This is a genomic window from Aeoliella fuhlenseeensis (genome assembly GCF_052161615.1).
Lineage (GTDB): Bacteria > Planctomycetota > Planctomycetia > Pirellulales > Lacipirellulaceae > Aeoliella.
In genome coordinates this window covers 4,860,095-4,873,953 of the sequence record NZ_CP197417.1, presented here as the reverse complement: position 1 = coordinate 4,873,953, position 13,859 = coordinate 4,860,095, and the positions used below count along the sequence as shown (strand labels likewise).

Genomic DNA, 13,859 nt, shown 5'->3' with positions numbered 1-13,859 from the left:
GATCAAGCGGGCTTCTCAAGGTTCCGTAACTGCGTTATGGATACTTGCATGACCCGCCATTTTAATAGCCCCGTTCTGACGATTCTTTCCCGCCGCGTTCGTGCAGGTCACGAAGCGGATTACGAAGCGTGGTCGCGTGGAATCCATGCGGAACTCGCCAAGTTTGAAGGGAGCCTGGGGACCACCGTCTTGCGTGCTGGCCTCGATCGCCGGGAGTTTCACACGCTGCTTCAGTTCGACACGCCCGAGCATCTCAAAGCGTGGCTCGACTCGCCGGTGCGTGCCGAGTGGCTCAAGAAGCTGGAAGGGACCATCATCGAGAGCGAGGAAGTAAACTCGCTCACGGGCATCGAGCGTTGGTTCACGCTCCCCAGCCAAGCCGTCGCCCAAGCTCCACCCAGGTGGAAGACGGCGCTATTGCTCCTCGTGGGCCTCTACCCGCTATCGTTCCTCATGCCCTGGTTGCTGACTCCGTACACATCGGGGTTTCACTTGGCGATCGAGAAACTGGCCCTGATGATTCCGACCATCATCCTGATGGTGTGGGTGATCATGCCGGCGCTGACGCGGGTGTTCTTCTGGTGGCTGTACCCAAAACGAAAATAAACACTCCGTTTCGCGCCCGCCCGATGTCGCGATTCTGACGAGCCGTAGCGTCGCCCTGGGGCGCCTGAGCGACTCCCTCGCCTTCGCTTGCCCTGGGCTGGCATGTAGGGCCCCTTCGGGGCTGAACGTTGTCTGAGTCCGGAGGAGTAGGTGGATTGTGGGAGGGCTCTCCGAGCCCGATGACCTGCCCTAGGAATCGGCCTCCCACAATCGCCCGTGCCGACCCGGTAACCAATCAGGGAATGCACCACCGATGCTGTGGACGCCGGCCGCTTCCGCTTCCGCAACTTTAGGAGAGGCAAAGGGTGTGGTGAATGCTGGTTTAGGGTAGAATGGCCCTTCTCGTCGAGGCCGTTCTTCCCCGAATCTCTCAACCGCCACCTGCTATGTCATCACTCTGTAACATAAAAAAACTTGCGATAATGTGTTTAGTGTTCGTGGTGTTGATTGCCGGTGGATTGCGTCTCGCAAGTACCGCCAACGGACAGGAAGCCGAGGCCGCTCGCACGCAGCCACCGCCCGGCGCTGTGTTACCTGGCGTGTGGGCCGATCCGCATATCGCGTTCTTTGGCGATCGTTGCTACCTGTACCCGACCACCGATGGCACGGAGGGCTGGAGGTCGACTTCGTTTCATGCATGGTCGAGCGGCAATCTGGTCGACTGGCAGGACGAGGGGGTGATTCTCGACTTGCCTCGCGATTTGAAGTGGGCCGACATTCATGCGTGGGCCCCGGCGATCGCTACGAAGGATGGCAAGTACTATTACTACTACAGCGCCGACAAGAACATTGGCGTCGCGGTGGCCGACAAGCCCGAGGGGCCGTTCAAAGATCCGCTGGGTAAACCACTTGTCTCCGCCAAGGATTACTCGGGCATGCAGTGCATCGACCCGATGGTGTTTGTGGACGACGATGGCCAAGCCTACTTGTACTGGGGGCAGGGGCGATGCAAGGCGGTGCCACTCGCGGACGACATGATTTCGTTCGACCCTGCCGAGGTTCGCGACATCACGCCGCCGGGCTACAACGAAGGGCCGTTCGTTCACCGCCGCGATGACGTGTACTACTTGAGTTGGTCGGAGTTCGACACCCGCGACCCGCGGTACTCGGTGGCCTATGGCACGTCGGGCTCGCCGCTGGGTCCGTTTACCAAGGCGGCTGGTAACCCGATCCTGAAGCAAAAGGGGGCGGTGAAAGGGGCAGGCCATCACTCGATTGGCAAACTGCCGAACCTCGACCAATGGGTAATCGCTTATCACCGTTTCCGTATTCCTAACGGCGATGGCTATAACCGCGAGACCTGCCTCTCGCCGCTGCGTCACAACCCCGATGGGACGATCGCACCGGTGGATGTCTTTGAAGCGGTGAGCGCAGTTGACTTAAAGCAAGCCGCCGCTGGAGCCACGGACTCGAACGCACCGCGAGAAGTAATCGTAGAGATTGACTTGAAGCAGCGGGGCAAGCCGATCAGCGAGGACCTGTTCGGTATCTTCTTCGAGGACCTGAACTACGCTGCCGACGGAGGCTTGTACGCCGAGTTGGTTGAGAATCGTTCGTTCGAGTATTCCGCTGCCGATCGCGACGGGTGGCATTCGCTCACCGCTTGGTCGCTCAAGGAGCGTGAGGGCGGCCAGGGTTCGGCGGTGGTCGAGTCGAATCAATCGCTCCACGCGAACAACCCCAGCTACGCGGTGATCAGCAAACGCAATCCCGAAGGCGAAGTGTGCCTGGAGAATGGTGGGTTCGGTGGCATCGCGGTCGAGGAGGGGGCGAAGTACGTCGTTCGCTTGTTCGCTCGGCAAGTGGCCAGCGAAGGAGGACCGATTGAGGTGCGGCTCGAATCGGCAAGTGGCGAAGTGCTCGCGAGCGCCAAGCTCGACTCGATCACCAGCGGTTGGCAGCAGTACGAAGCGGAGCTGGTGCCCAAGAGTCCGCACGCCGATGCCAAACTGGTAGTCGCGGTGCGGGGCAGGGGACGCGTGGCGGTCGATATGGTGTCGCTGTTTCCGCGCGACACGTTTCGCGGTCGTGAGAATGGATTGCGGAAGGATATCGCCCAGAGCATCTCCGATTTGAAGCCGAAGTTCGTCCGCTTCCCCGGAGGGTGCTTGGTGCATGGCGATGGGATCGACAATATGTACCGCTGGCAGGACACCATCGGCCCTGTGCACGAGCGGAAGGGGCAGCGCAACATCTGGCGTTACCACCAGTCGGTGGGCCTGGGGTACTTCGAGTACTTTCAGTTTTGCGAAGACATCGGGGCGAAGCCTCTGCCCGTGGTGTCCGCGGGGGTGAGCTGCCAGAATTCGGGGGCGAGTAAAACGGGGCTGTGGGGGCAGGGGCAGCAAGCGATACCGCTCGACGCGATGCCCGAGTACATCGACGAAGTGCTCGACTTGATCGAGTACGCCAACGGTTCGGTTGATTCGGAGTGGGGCGCGAAGCGGGCCGCGGCGGGGCACCCTGAGCCGTTTGGTCTAGAGTACCTGGGCGTAGGGAACGAAGACCACATCACGCCGGACTTTGCCGATCGTTTCCGACGCATTCGCGACGCCATTGCCGAGAAGCACCCCGAGATCACCTTGATTGGTACCGTGGGGCCCTTCTCGGAAGGGGAAGATTTCGAGAAAGGGTGGGAGCTGACGCGGCTGCTGAAGTTGGCGATGGTCGACGAGCATTACTACCGCACGCCCGATTGGTTTTTGCAGAACCTAACTCGCTACGACGGCTACGACCGATCGGAGTCGAAAGTCTATCTAGGCGAGTTCGCGGCGCACGAACCCGATCGCCGCTCGACGCTGCAGGCGGCGCTCGCCGAAGCGGCGTACATGACGCACCTCGAACGCAATGGCGACGTGGTGAGCATGTCGTCGTACGCTCCCCTGTTGGGCAAGGTCGGCAGTACCCAGTGGGACCCGAACCTCATCTACTTCACCAACACCGAAGTGCATCCCACGATCAGCTACTACGTCCAGCAGATGTTCTCGGCGAACAGCGGCGACGAGTACCTCGCCACGGAAAGCCCGCTACCGATGTCGGTGGTTCGCGACAGCAGCACAGGCGACGTCGTGGTGAAGATCGTCAACAACGGGCCAAGCAGCGTGCCGGTTGCCTTTAAGCTCGCCGGCACCCAAACGTTTCAACCCATCGCGCGCTGCACGACACTCACAGGCGCGCCGCTCGACGCCAACCCCAAGGACGCCGCGGCCATCGTTTGGCCCACGGAGTCGAAACTGAAGTGCGGCGCTACGATCGAGCACCGAGTGCCGGCGTACTCGCTGACGGTGATTCGCCTTACGCCGCGTTAACGCACTTCATCCAGGTGTAGGCCATCAGGGCGTTACCGGCGGGCGAAGGATGCACGCCATCGCCAGCCCAGTGCTCTGGAGGGGCGAGCTTCACGGCGTCGTCGAACATGGTTTGGAACGGCACCCACACCGTGGCGAACTCGTCGGAGATTTCCTTAGCGGCCGCGCGGTACTTGTCGAACTCGGGGAACCATTTGTCGGTTACCGCGCCACAGCGGAGCACGAACGGTTCGCACACGACGAGCTTCACCTCGGGCAGTTCCTGCTTGGTTCGCTCGAGCAGCTTGCGATAGTCGTCGCGGTAGGTTTCGACCGTGCCATCGTACTGGCCATTCAGCCCGTGCCAGATATCGTTCACGCCGATCAAGACGCTGAGGACGTTGGGCTTGAGGTCGATGCAGTCTTGTTGCCAGCGCTCGGCGAGTTGATGCACCTTGTTGCCGCTGATGCCGCGGTTGTAAATCTTGAGGTCCGCATCGGGGTGATCGACCAACAGTTCGGCAGCCGCGAGGAAGGCGTAACCACCGCCGAGCGCGGCTTGATCGTTGGCCGCGGACGCGTCTTTCTTACGTCCCGCATCGGTGATGCTGTCGCCCTGGAACAGGATGTTCCATCCGGGCTGAATGAGCGGCGCGCTGGCGGACTTTGTTTCGGCGGCAATCGCCGTACTCGCAGCCCCGAGGCCGAGAGCCCCCATCGCCACGCCGGTTGCCAAAAACTCACGCCGCTCTAAGTTGCGCTGCATCGCTCCACCTCCGCGATAGGTCGAAAAGTTGATTCGTCGAGTCCACCAGCGCGGATAAGGATCCTCGCTGGCTGGGCTTTCAGTGTAGCCAGCGAGCGGGGCCTGCGAAAGCAACACACAGCCGCAACGTGACGAAAGTCACTCGGTCCGTGTACCGACTAAGAGGCCGGCAAGTTGCTGGACGGCCTGGTTCACTTCGCCGAGCGTGGAGAGATAGTCGAGATTCGACTCGAAGTAAGTCCGCTGCACGGTGAGCAGTTCGAGGTAGCCCGATTCGCCCGCCTCGTAGCTTTGCCGTACGAGGTCGAGGTTCTCATCGGCGCGGCGGAGGATGCCCGACTGGTAGGCGTCGGCCTGGGCTTTGGCGGTTTCGAACTGCCGCATCCGCTCGGCGAGTTTGCCAGTGAGGTCGAGCTCCACGGCGTCCAATCGGCGACTGGCGGCGGTCAGTTCATGCCGCGCGCGACCGATGCCACCTTGGTTGCGATTCCACACCGGAATGGGCATACCAAGCTGCACGCCAGCGATGGGGTCCTGCGTGGCGTTGTCGTACTGCATCGCCACCTGCGCGGTCACATCGGGCACCGGCTCGACGCACGCCCGGGCGATCGCGGCGCGGGCTCGCGAGATGTCGGCCAGTAGTGCGGCGACCTCGGGGCTGCTGGCAAGCAGCATCTCGCGCGAGGTTTCCCAGTCGTGAGGCCACGCGAGCTTCGCGGGATCGGCGTCGACGTGCTGCACGGCCAGGTTGGGTTGCCCCATCGCGGCCGCCAGGCGTCGCCACGCACCGGCGTGTTTGGCGTGGGCCTGCGAGAGTTTGACGTTGATCCGCTCGAGTTCGATCTCGGCCTGGAGCACGTCGATCTTGCGGGCCTCTTGGGCTTCCATCAGCTTCTCGACGGAGCTCGCCGCTTGCTGGCCGACGCCGACGAGTTGGTGGCTAAGTTCGATCTCGCGCTGGGCGAGGTAGACTTCGTAGAACGCGATGCGAACCGCGGTGAGGACGCGTAGTTGCTCGACTTGGTACTGCTGCTCCAGTTCGCGGACTTCCTGCGAGGCGATGGCGCGGTTGAGTTCCAGCTTGTTGCCGCGGATGAACTGCTGCTCGGCGTACATGCCTTGCTGGCCCGCACGGCCGTCGTTGCCAATTTCGGTTCCCATGTAGCCCACCGTAGGATTCGGCGGCAGGCCAACTTGCAGCGTGTTGGCCCGGGCGGCGCGGACGCGGGCCGCGGCTTCGGCTAGCGCGGGGTGCGAACTGGTGGCGATCGCCTCGGCCGACTCCAGCTGCAGTACCTCAGCGGGTTGAACCACTTCGGCGGCCCGGCCGTATCCAAGGGATACAGCAAGCAATGCCAGGCTAGCGAGGATGACACGGACACGCATGACGACGCTCGGGGTAGGATTCTGAGGCAGGCTCCTTAGAAATCGGACGTAGCACCGGTAGTGGTGGAATGGTTTGTAGCGAGGCCTTACAGCTTCACAGCGCCGCGGCGCACGATTCCGCAGCAAATAGACTGTGGTGGCGGCAGGCGGTGAAGGTTGCCCGGCCGTTGCGATCGCCAGGACCTGAACTGAAACCCGAAGAAAACTGCAATCCCGTCCTATTCGCACGGTAAGTGCTAGCCTTGCCAGTACGATGATAAGGACAAGCGCGCTGGTACGCCGCGGCTGGGGATTTATTTGCCCCTGCTGCGGGGCGCGGCAATGATGAATTACAGCCCCGCACGCGGCACTGGCTGCGGACGGTTCTCCTGAAAACTGAAGCCTCTACGAGTTTCTCGGCGCACGAATGCCGAGGCCCCCACTTTCGCACTGGTAGCTGACGAATGGCAACGAACTTTTCACGTTTCGCATGGTCTCTGTCCCTGGCGATGGTGCTTGGTCTTCAGGCGGCTTCGGCCCAGGACAATCTGGATGCTGCCTCGGGCACGGCGCTGGAGCGTGGTGCCGCGGCGCTTCAGGAAGAGAATTGGGAGGCCGCTCGCGAGGCGTTCACCGAAGCGATTGCCACCGCTCCGGCCGACCCACGTGGTTATATTGGTCGCGGCCAGGCGCTTGCCGCGCTCGACCTTCCGCAGGACGCCCTCGCCGATTTTAAGACGGCGATGGACTACACCAACCGCGCCGACGAGGCCTCGAAAACGCTGCGCGCCGAAACGCAGTACCAACGTGGCAAGATGTACCTGGACATGGGCAACCAGTTCATTGGTACCGCGGTGCCGGACTTGCAAGCCGCGGTAGCGTCCAATCCCAACGACCTCCGCTACGCCTTCGCGCTCGGCAAGGCACTGGCGATTGCCAGCCCGTTTAGCCCTGGTGCCGGTGCCCAGGCCGAGCCGCTGCTGACCAAGTACCTGGAAGAGAACCCGAACGACGCCGAGGCGTATCGCCTCCGCGGCACTGCATACGCATCGATGAACAAAGTGCCCGAGGCGATGGCCGACCTCAACAAGGCCATCGAACTCGACCCGGAGTCGTACGAGAACTACCTGACGCTGGCCACGCTTGAGATCACTCAGAAGAACTTCCAAAGCTCGGTTGACGCTCTGGAGAAGGCGATCGAGCTGTACAAGCCCGAAGAAGGCCAAGAAGACATTCCCTTCATTCAGGGCTACATCACGCTCGCCGTGGTGTACGAGGAACTTGGCAAAATTGCCACGGACGAAAACGAAGCCCGTGCCGCCTTCGAGAAGGCGATTGCGACCGCCGACAAGCTGATTGAGCTATTGCCCGAAGATAAGAACTACGACCCTTCGCGTGCCGAAGCGTATCGTCACCGCGGCATCGCGCATCGATTCATGGATCAGTACGGGGCAGCGGTCAAGGACTTCAGCAAGTCGATCAGCTACAACCGCGAACAGGGCGAGGCGTACTTCCGCCGCGCGATTTGCTTCACGCTGATGGGTGAAGAAGAGCTGGCGCTGCGCGACCTCAAGAGCACCCAAGCCCTGAACTACGAAGACGCCCGTGCCTACCTCTGGCAGGGCATGGCGTATGCCAAGATGGGTGACTATCGCGAAGCGATTCGCGCCTACAATACGGCCATCTCGTTCAGCAACGTCTACACGGACGCCTACCTGAACCGCGCCCACGCCTACTTCCAACTGGGCGAATACGAGAACGCGATCGAGAGCTTCAACGAGTGCATCCTGCTGGAGTCGGAGAATCCCACGAACTTCTACAAGCGGGCCCTGTGCTACGAGAACCTCGGCAACCTGGAAGACGCCGTCCAGTCCTACACCACCGCCATTGAATTCGACGACAAGTACCAAAAAGCGTACGACCGGTTAATTCCAGTGCTCGAGCAGCTTGGCCGCACCGAGCTTGCCGAGCAGTACCGCGCCAAGCGTTCCGAGCTGGGCCCGACCGCACAGCGGGAAGCTGCCTCGCTTTCGGCTATGGAGGTCCGGAACCTGTAGCGTGTCATCGTTTGCCCACCTTGCGACTTGGGGTGGCCCCCCTATACTACGGGTAGTCGTCTTCACCCGCGGTCTGAAGGGCACCCCAACGCTCACGTGGAGCCGAGGCCGCCCCGAATCGCGGGCCGTCTGGTACCCCACGCAAGAGGTGTCGCGGTGGCTGGAACTGAGCCGTCGTTTTTTGTCCGCCACGATTTTCTGATTCGCCGTTTGCATTCGCTCACGGGTATCATTTTCGGCGGGTATGTCTGCGTTCACCTGCTCGTCAACGCGAGCATTCTGGACGGTGCGCGGGCCTTTCAGAATAACGTCCACGCCATTCACGCGCTGGGTCCGATCCTGCCGCTTGTCGAATGGACGTTCATCTTCCTGCCGATTTTGTTTCACGCCTTTGTCGGTCTGGCGATCATCGCCGACATGGTGCCCAATAACAGGAACTACCCGTACGAGGCGAACTGGCGATACACGCTTCAGCGCATCTCGGGTTTGTACTTGTTCTTTTTTATCATCTGGCACGTGTTCCAGATGCATGGCTGGTTCCACTTCGAGTGGTGGCTGGAGATTGCTCACCGTTGGGGCGGGGCGCAGTTCAGTCCCTACAACGCCGCTTCGACCGTCGGCGTCGCGCTGCAGAATTTGCTCGTGGCGTTTCTTTATGCCCTGGGTGTGATTGCCGCGGCGTTCCACTTCTTCAATGGTATCTGGACCGCCGGCATCACGTGGGGCGTGTGGACTCGTCCGCAGGCACAGACTCGCGCGCTGTACGTTTGCCTCGCCGGCTCGGTGTTGCTCGCCGGCGTTGGGTTGGGAGCTTTGTGGGGAGCCCGCGAAATCGGAGCGACCCCCGAATCGGTCGCTGCGGCCCAGAAGATTGAAGACGAGATGTACCAAAACAAAGTGGACGCCGGCTTGATTCCGCCGGACGAACACAAGCGAAGCCACCATCGCAGCCCGGGCGAGGGTCCCGCACTGTCGGCCGAACCGGTGAGCTCGCCCGCCCCTACGACCGAGAGTGGAGAATAACGCCATGGCCAAGCAGCGTGTATTGATCGTCGGTGGTGGCCTAGCGGGTTTGGCTGCCGCCATGAAGCTCGCCGAGCTCGACATCCACGTCGACTTGATGGCGCTCGGCCCCGTGAAGCGCTCGCACAGCGTTTGCGCCCAAGGTGGTATCAACAGCGTCAACGCCACCACGCGCCAGCAAGGCGATAGCGAGTACCTGCACTTCGACGACACCGTCTACGGTGGCGACTTCCTGCAGCACCAGCCGCCGGTCAAGGAGATGACCGAGTGGGCTCCGCGGATCATCGATTTGATGGAACGCATCGGCGTCCCTTTCAATCGCACGCAAGAAGGCTACCGCGACCAACGGCGGTTCGGTGGCACGCTGTTCAAGCGGACCGCCTTCGCCGGTGCCACGACGGGGCAGCAACTGCTCTACGCGCTCGACGAGCAGGTTCGCCGCGCGAAGGTCGATGGCAAAGTGACCAGCTATGAGAACTGGGACTACCTGGGCCCCATCATCGACGACGATGGTCGTTGCCGCGGAGCGACCGCGCAGAACCTGGTGACGATGGAGATCCGGGCGTTCCCGGCCGACGCCGTGGTGCTGGCCACCGGTGGTTGCGGTTTGATCTTCGGACGCAGCACGATGAGCATGGCGTGCAACGGCAGCGCCGCGAGCCGCAGCGTGATGGCCGGTGCCCACTACGGCAATGCCGAGTTCATTCAGGTCCACCCCACCGCGATCCCGGGCTCCGATAAACTTCGTTTGATGAGCGAGTCGGCCCGTGGCGAAGGTGGCCGGGTGTGGGTGCCGCGCAAACCGCAGGATAGTCGCGCTCCGAAGGACATTCCCGAGTCCGAGCGATACTACTTCCTCGAAGAACGCTATCCCAAGTACGGCAACCTCGTGCCGCGCGACATCGCGACGCGTGAGATCTTCAATGTCTGCGTGAACGAAGGCCTGAGCGTCGAAGCCGACAAGCAGTGCGTCTATCTCGATCTCACGCACATTCCGCGCGAAGAACTCGATCGCAAGCTCGGCGGCATCCTGCATATTTACGAGAAGTTCCAGGGCGTCGATCCGCGCGACGTACCGATGAAGATTTTCCCTGCCGTCCATTATTCAATGGGTGGCATGTGGGTGGGATACGAGCGAACGGCCGCGGGTGGTTTGGTTCCGGGGTCGCCCTTGAACCAGCAAACCAACATCCCAGGTCTCTACGCCATCGGCGAGTGCGACTACCAGTACCACGGTGCAAACCGCCTTGGTGCCAACTCGCTGCTGTCCTGCATTTTCACCGGCCTGTTCCTGGGGCCCTGCCTGCAAACCTCGCTCAACTCGCTGAAGTACTCGGCCAGCGACGAGCGGTTCGATCTGTTGCACCGTGCCGAGCGCTCGAAGCAGGAAATGCTGCACAAGCAACTGCTCGAAGCACCGGCCGGTGGCGAGAATCCCTACCTGCTACACCAAGAGCTCGGCCAGGAGATGACCAAGGCCGCCACGGTGGTTCGCCAGAACGATCAGCTAGCCGCGGCGCTCGAGCATGTTTCGGAACTGCACGAGCGGGCCCGCCACTGCTCGCTCTCCGACACCGGCATGTGGACCAATCAGAACGTGACGTTCACCAAGAACCTGCTCGCCATGTTCCCCATCGCCAAGGCAATCCTCGCCGGCGCGCTCAAGCGCGACGAGTGCCGCGGTGCCCACTACAAGCCGGCGTTTGACATGCCGGGCGTCGAGTCGGTGGACCCGGCGGAGCGTCGCCGCGAAGCCGAGCGGTGGTGCGATAAGTTCGAGGAGAAGAATCGCAAGTTCCTCAAGAGCACCGTCGCGTCGTTCGACTCCAAGGGCAATCCAACGCTCACCTACGAAGACGTCGACACGTCGCTTATCCCGCCACGCCCGCGTTTGTACGGCATTGTGGGTGGCGACATCATCGAACAAGTGTGGAAAGAACGCCAGGCGCAGGCCGCGAGTGGCGGAGCGAAGGGTGTGACCGAAGCTGCCAACGGAGCCGCCGCGGTATCGCGCGACCCGGCACCTGCGGCCCGATAGCCAGCGAGTGGTTGAGTTTCGAGTCATGCCGAAGATCGTGATCGCCCAGCACCTGACGAACCAGTTCGCCGTGCCGGGCGAGTGCGAAGCGGCGGGCTCGACCCTTGCCGAGGTGGTCCATGATCTCGATCGACAGTACCCCGGCATCCGCCGTTACCTGCTCGACGATCAGGGCTCGCTACGACAACACGTGAACTTGTTCATCGACAACGACTGGGCCAGCGATCGCCGGGGGCTGTCCGACGCCGTAAAACCTTCGAGCACGATCTTCGTCATGCAAGCGCTGTCTGGCGGTTAAAGGGAACATTGCGATGTCCAACACGCTCGTCCTATCGACTCGCAAAGGTTTGCTTACCTACGAGTGCTCGGAGGGTAGCTGGCACCGCAGGGGCGAAGCGTTCGTTGGCGTTCATGTCAGCAACGCGATGGTCGACCCACGCACCAAGCTGTGGTGGGCGTGTCTCGATCACGGCCATTGGGGCGTCAAACTGCAGCGCTCGCACGATCAGGGGCAAACTTGGGAAGAAGTCGCCGCGCCGGCCATGCCCGAGGGCTCGGAGCTCAAGCCAGGCGAGCCCGCAAGCGTCAGCTACCTGTGGACCTTGGTTCCCGGCCGCGACGAGGAGCCCGAGCGTCTGTACCTCGGCACCGTGCCAGGTGGGCTCTTCACGAGCACGGACAGCGGCATGTCGTGGGAACTGTGCGAAGGGCTCTGGAACCATCCGACCCGCGAGCACCATTGGTTCGGTGGTGGATTCCCCGCGCCCGGCATCCACTCCATTTTCGTCGACCCCGATCTTCCAAAGCACCTGCACGTTGGCATCAGCTGTGCCGGCATGTTCGAAACCACCGACGGCGGAAGAAGTTGGGAGCCACGCAACAAGGGACTCAGCGCCACGTTCCTCCCCGATCCGTCGACCCAAGTCGGCCACGATCCCCATTTGATCGTTCAGTGTCCGGCCGATCGCCGGGTGATGTGGCAGCAGAATCACTGCGGCATTTTCCGCACCGCCGACGCCGGTGACCACTGGCAGGCGATTTCCGTGGCCGGTAGTTTTCCGCACTTCGGCTTCGCGATTGCGTGCGACGCCAAGGATCCACTCACCGCTTGGATCGTTCCCGCGGATGCCGACGAGCGGCGAGTAGCGGTCGACCGGGCGCTCGCCGTGTGCCGAACCAACGATGGCGGCGAGACCTGGCAGACTTTCCGCGAAGGTTTGCCCCAAACCGACTGCTACGACTTCGCTTTTCGACATGGACTGGTGGCCGAAGGAGATCGACTGGCCTTCGGCACCGCATGCGGAAGCCTGTACGTCAGCGACGACCGCGGCGAGACGTGGCTGGCAGTCGCCAAGGATTTACCTCCGATTTATGCGGTAACCTGGGGTCCCGCCGACTGAGTCCCCAAACTTCGGTTGGCCATTGGCCGCCGACGACTTACAATACAATGGTTCGCAATTCACCCTGATAACGAAATCCAACAATGAATCCATCCGCCACCAAGCGGCAATCGTTCGACGTGCGTGTTCTTCGCCAGCAGGCTCCGGGCGAGCCCAGCCGATGGGAGACGTTCCGCATTCCTTACGAAGAGAACCTGAACGTCATCAGCGTGCTGCAGAAAATCGCCGCGATGGCCCACAACGCCGAAGGCCAAAAGACCACGCCGGTCGCTTGGGACTGCAACTGCCTCGAAGAGGTTTGCGGCGCTTGCACCATGGTCATCAATGGCCGTTGTCGGCAGTCGTGCTCGGCGCTGGTCGACCGGTTGCTGGAAGAGCACGATGGGGAGATTGAACTGCAGCCGATGGCTAAGTTCCCGGTGCTTCGCGACCTGGTGGTCGATCGTTCGCGAATGTTCCGCGCCCTGGAGCGGGTAAAGGCGTGGGTGCCGGTGGACGATTACTACGACCGCGGCGCCGGGCCGCTGGAGTCGCAGGATTCGCAAGAAGTTCGCTACCCGTTGTCGGAATGCATGACCTGCGGGTGCTGCCTGGATGCGTGCCCCCAGTACTCCAAGGTGGAAGTAAAGCCGCATCCCAACGAAACTCCGGAAGAGCATCAGGCTCGCCAAATAGCCGCCGAAAGCACGGAGTTCATCGGTGCCGCGCCGATCAGCCAAGCGATGCTGTTCAATCGCCATCCAACGGGTGCCGCGATCGCCAACGAGCGACTGGAAGCCCTGATGGCCCCCGGTGGTATCCAGGCATGTGGCAATGCCCAAAATTGCGTGGCGGTGTGCCCGAAGAGTATCCCACTCACGACGTCGATCGCCCGCGCAGGCCGACAGACTACTGTGTACGCCATCAAGAAAATCTTTGATCGGTAGAACCATGAACGACGAACAAGAAACCACCGCCGACTCGACTTCCGAAGTTCCCCAAGGCACGTCAAGCGGACTGCGAGCGCTTCGCACCGCGATTGGCACGCTGCTATTGGGCGTGATCGCCGGCAACGCGATTGTCTACGCCGCGCCGGAGTGGACCGCGTCCCTCTCCAGTCACCTTCCAAAGAGTTGGTCGCAAGGTTGCTGCGGCAGTCAACGAGACTGCGGTACTGGTGGTTGTCCGCTGGGTGCGTGCCCGTTGGAGGGCGATTCAGCCGGGCTGACCGACATTGGTCTCCCCGCCTCGGTGCTCGATCGCTCGTTCGAAGAGCAGATGCGGCAGAAGGCTGCCGAAGCCCGCGAGCAGTCCGAAGAGTAGAATTCACGATGGACT

11 protein-coding genes are annotated in these 13,859 nt (G+C 61.9%); 9 read left to right on the top strand and 2 right to left on the bottom strand.

All coding sequences use genetic code 11. From position 1 onward, the window contains the following. The first annotated feature begins 48 nt into the window (after window positions 1–48). Together SH292x_RS19075 and SH292x_RS19070 are read left to right on the top strand one after the other, a co-directional pair. Complete coding sequence (locus tag SH292x_RS19075; protein WP_442482614.1) at window positions 49–606, top strand: antibiotic biosynthesis monooxygenase; 558 nt, start codon at window positions 49–51, stop codon at window positions 604–606. Window positions 607–992: 386 nt separating this feature from the next. Continuing rightward, entirely contained in the window at window positions 993–3,914 is a 2,922-nt protein-coding gene (locus tag SH292x_RS19070; RefSeq protein ID WP_442482613.1) for a family 43 glycosylhydrolase, read from the top strand. Here SH292x_RS19070 and SH292x_RS19065 read toward each other — a convergent pair. Both SH292x_RS19065 and SH292x_RS19060 read right to left on the bottom strand, forming a co-directional pair. Beyond that, window positions 3,901–4,659: an SGNH/GDSL hydrolase family protein gene (locus tag SH292x_RS19065; protein ID WP_442482612.1), complete on the bottom strand. Its 759-nt coding sequence runs from the start codon at window positions 4,657–4,659 to the stop codon at window positions 3,901–3,903. The genes SH292x_RS19070 and SH292x_RS19065 overlap by 14 nt on opposite strands. A gap of 138 nt (window positions 4,660–4,797) precedes the next feature. Next, a complete protein-coding gene (locus SH292x_RS19060; protein WP_442482611.1) occupies window positions 4,798–6,045 on the bottom strand; it encodes a TolC family protein in 1,248 nt (415 codons plus the stop codon). Between the two features lie 443 nt (window positions 6,046–6,488). Here SH292x_RS19060 and SH292x_RS19055 point away from each other — a divergent pair, with 443 nt between their 5' ends. The 7 genes from SH292x_RS19055 to SH292x_RS19025 all read left to right on the top strand — a co-directional run bounded on the left by SH292x_RS19055 (window position 6,489) and on the right by SH292x_RS19025 (window position 13,844). After that, on the top strand, window positions 6,489–8,081 hold the full coding sequence (locus tag SH292x_RS19055; protein ID WP_442482610.1) for a tetratricopeptide repeat protein: 1,593 nt from the start codon (window positions 6,489–6,491) through the stop codon (window positions 8,079–8,081). 156 nt (window positions 8,082–8,237) lie between these two features. Beyond that, the gene (locus SH292x_RS19050; protein ID WP_442482609.1) at window positions 8,238–9,104 is read left to right on the top strand and encodes a succinate dehydrogenase cytochrome b558 subunit; all 867 of its coding nucleotides are present in this window, start codon (window positions 8,238–8,240) and stop codon (window positions 9,102–9,104) included. A gap of 4 nt (window positions 9,105–9,108) precedes the next feature. Continuing rightward, window positions 9,109–11,142 carry a succinate dehydrogenase flavoprotein subunit gene (gene sdhA / locus SH292x_RS19045; protein ID WP_442482608.1) on the top strand — a complete coding sequence of 678 codons (2,034 nt, stop codon included), beginning with the start codon at window positions 9,109–9,111 and terminating at the stop codon, window positions 11,140–11,142. A 25-nt stretch (window positions 11,143–11,167) separates the two neighbouring features. Then, on the top strand, window positions 11,168–11,440 hold the full coding sequence (locus SH292x_RS19040) for a MoaD/ThiS family protein (protein WP_442482607.1): 273 nt from the start codon (window positions 11,168–11,170) through the stop codon (window positions 11,438–11,440). A 13-nt stretch (window positions 11,441–11,453) separates the two neighbouring features. Continuing rightward, window positions 11,454–12,542 carry a WD40/YVTN/BNR-like repeat-containing protein gene (locus SH292x_RS19035; RefSeq protein ID WP_442482606.1) on the top strand — a complete coding sequence of 363 codons (1,089 nt, stop codon included), beginning with the start codon at window positions 11,454–11,456 and terminating at the stop codon, window positions 12,540–12,542. An 83-nt stretch (window positions 12,543–12,625) separates the two neighbouring features. Next, complete coding sequence (gene sdhB, locus SH292x_RS19030) at window positions 12,626–13,468, top strand: succinate dehydrogenase iron-sulfur subunit (RefSeq protein WP_442482605.1); 843 nt, start codon at window positions 12,626–12,628, stop codon at window positions 13,466–13,468. 4 nt (window positions 13,469–13,472) lie between these two features. Then, on the top strand, window positions 13,473–13,844 hold the full coding sequence (locus SH292x_RS19025) for a hypothetical protein (RefSeq protein WP_442482604.1): 372 nt from the start codon (window positions 13,473–13,475) through the stop codon (window positions 13,842–13,844). The last annotated feature ends 15 nt before the right edge of the window (window positions 13,845–13,859 follow it).

Excerpts from the sequence above, each read along its gene's own strand:
- SH292x_RS19055 (WP_442482610.1), top strand. The coding sequence starts at position 6,489 with ATGGCAACGAACTTTTCACGTTTCGCATGGTCTCTGTCCCTGGCGATG.
- sdhA (WP_442482608.1), top strand. The coding sequence starts at position 9,109 with ATGGCCAAGCAGCGTGTATTGATCGTCGGTGGTGGCCTAGCGGGTTTG.
- sdhB (WP_442482605.1), top strand. The coding sequence starts at position 12,626 with ATGAATCCATCCGCCACCAAGCGGCAATCGTTCGACGTGCGTGTTCTT.
- SH292x_RS19070 (WP_442482613.1), top strand. The coding sequence starts at position 993 with ATGTCATCACTCTGTAACATAAAAAAACTTGCGATAATGTGTTTAGTG.
- SH292x_RS19065 (WP_442482612.1), bottom strand. The coding sequence starts at position 4,659 with ATGCAGCGCAACTTAGAGCGGCGTGAGTTTTTGGCAACCGGCGTGGCG.
- SH292x_RS19060 (WP_442482611.1), bottom strand. The coding sequence starts at position 6,045 with ATGCGTGTCCGTGTCATCCTCGCTAGCCTGGCATTGCTTGCTGTATCC.
- SH292x_RS19025 (WP_442482604.1), top strand. The coding sequence starts at position 13,473 with ATGAACGACGAACAAGAAACCACCGCCGACTCGACTTCCGAAGTTCCC.
- SH292x_RS19035 (WP_442482606.1), top strand. The coding sequence starts at position 11,454 with ATGTCCAACACGCTCGTCCTATCGACTCGCAAAGGTTTGCTTACCTAC.
- SH292x_RS19040 (WP_442482607.1), top strand. The coding sequence starts at position 11,168 with ATGCCGAAGATCGTGATCGCCCAGCACCTGACGAACCAGTTCGCCGTG.
- SH292x_RS19075 (WP_442482614.1), top strand. The coding sequence starts at position 49 with ATGACCCGCCATTTTAATAGCCCCGTTCTGACGATTCTTTCCCGCCGC.